The following is a 1,854-nucleotide window of genomic DNA, read 5'->3' on the forward strand; positions in this document are numbered from 1 at the left end:
ATACCCATCGAATACAGAGGAGCGAGCGCTTTGAGCACGAGGGTTCCAACATCCCCGCAGGAATTCATAAATTCAATCGACGTGGGAATTGAACAAAGTTATCCGGGTTTCCTCCAACTGAATGGAGGCACCAAAGCGGCGGCCATGTATTTTTCCGTCGTATGGGGAATATTCGAGCATCAGGCTTTAAATCAAGATGCAAACCGGACCAGCATCCGCGATTTCGCAGAGCGCGCCGCTCCGTCTCACGAGCAAATCCGAGAATTTCAGCCCGCATTTGATTACTTTGTGGATAGGTATAGGAATGGCCATCAAACCAACAATTTGTTTGGATCCATGGTTGGCTGGGACACCGAAATTCAAACAGACATCCGTGATGCATTGCTCGAAAACACAACTTGCGTCACTGACAAACTGTACGCGTTACTGCTGATAGCTTATTGTTTTCGAAACAATTTATTTCATGGTAAGAAGTGGGCATGGGGCTTGGACGACCAATATGAGAACCTCGCAACGGCCACCTTAATTCTCGTCGAAGCTTTGAGAACCTTCCAAAACGCTGTCGCTGACTAGAACGGCACCACCTCTCTCCCCGTTCTCCGCTCATGTTCCGCCAACCGTTGAAGATACCCATCTGACCGGGCCGTCTGTCGCCAAATCACATAGTCCTTCACATGGTCCGCATTGGGGTCGGCTTGTTCGTCCAGCCCATAGAACTGGTTCGACGTTGGCAACGGTGCACCGGCCACTTCCTCCGAAGCCTCCGCCATCACCCGCTTCAACTCTCCAACTCGGGTATAGTCGATGATGTAACTGTCATGCACGGACAGGACTGGTACGGCTTGGTGGCAGAAGTGACGATGGACGCGTTCCGCTATCAGACTATCGAGATTCATCAACCGGATACCTTGATCCGCGAACAGATAGTCTTTGATGTGTGGCGTCTTTTCCAGAAAGCCCGTCAGCAGGGCCTCCAGTTGCTCGTTCGTCAGTGACTTCCCAGCATGACCAGTCTGGAACCCATCTCGGAACGCTCTGAAGGCCGCGTCTTTGGACCCGGCGTTGATAGCAGTCAGTATCAGTCGTTTGATAAACTTGCGCTGAAGCGGTGGCGGCGCACCAGCGATAAGTCTGTCAGGCAGATCATAGGGGTCACCAGCAAGTTCCTTTCCGGCCTCTAGGCTGAGGAGCGAGACATGGAGACTGCGGAAGTCCACTTCGACGACTGGCGTATCATTGATGAAGATCTTCGACCTCCAGTCACTGTTGATCTGCTGCCACCAGCCACCATGAAAGCGCCCATTCAGGTTGAAGTCAGAGCGGCTGAATATCCGGCGGGTGAATTTATGATGATGATCGGTGCTGACATCATCGACCTTCGGTTCGTCCAAAACAGGGAGGTCAATGAAAGCATCAGCAATGACTTGGTTATAGCGCTCGAGCTCAGCCCGCATTCTTATGATCTCGTCGGTATCCTCGTACTCGACCAGTGACTCAGCAATATCCCCTCTGAGAATGATGATTTCTTCGCCTTCGACCCGACCAACGTCATCGCGTCGGAATGCCACTTCGGCGAACCAACCCTGCATCACCTCAGAGGCCCGTATCCTCGTCGTTCTGTTCCCCCGAGCCAGAGGACCCGAGTAGCTGCCTTTGGCAACATCCAATAATCCTGCTTCGATTAGAGTGTGAATGATCGGGATGATCTTCTTGGAAATATGGATCGCGTTATAGCGGGAAGACGTGTCCCAGTAGTTCGAGGACATGGAGACGCCGATAGATAGTTCCGGGTCTTCCAGCCAAGCAACATACAGGTCTAGAACCAACACCCGGAGTTGATGCCTAAATGCGGTC

Annotated in this window: 2 protein-coding genes; one reads left to right on the forward strand and one right to left on the reverse strand. The window is 52.2% G+C overall.

Translation table 11 applies throughout. From position 1 onward, the window contains the following. Window positions 1-573, forward strand: a 573-nt coding sequence (locus GOX75_RS20185) for a hypothetical protein (protein WP_217354458.1), incomplete at its 5' end; no start/stop codon positions are given. Here the strand turns inward: GOX75_RS20185 and GOX75_RS20190 are convergent. Continuing rightward, the coding region (locus tag GOX75_RS20190) for a hypothetical protein (RefSeq protein ID WP_171126146.1) at window positions 570-1,854 on the reverse strand (1,285 nt) is incomplete at its 5' end. The genes GOX75_RS20185 and GOX75_RS20190 overlap by 4 nt on opposite strands.

Source organism: Ruegeria sp. HKCCD7251 (assembly GCF_013031165.1).
Classification (GTDB): domain Bacteria; phylum Pseudomonadota; class Alphaproteobacteria; order Rhodobacterales; family Rhodobacteraceae; genus Ruegeria.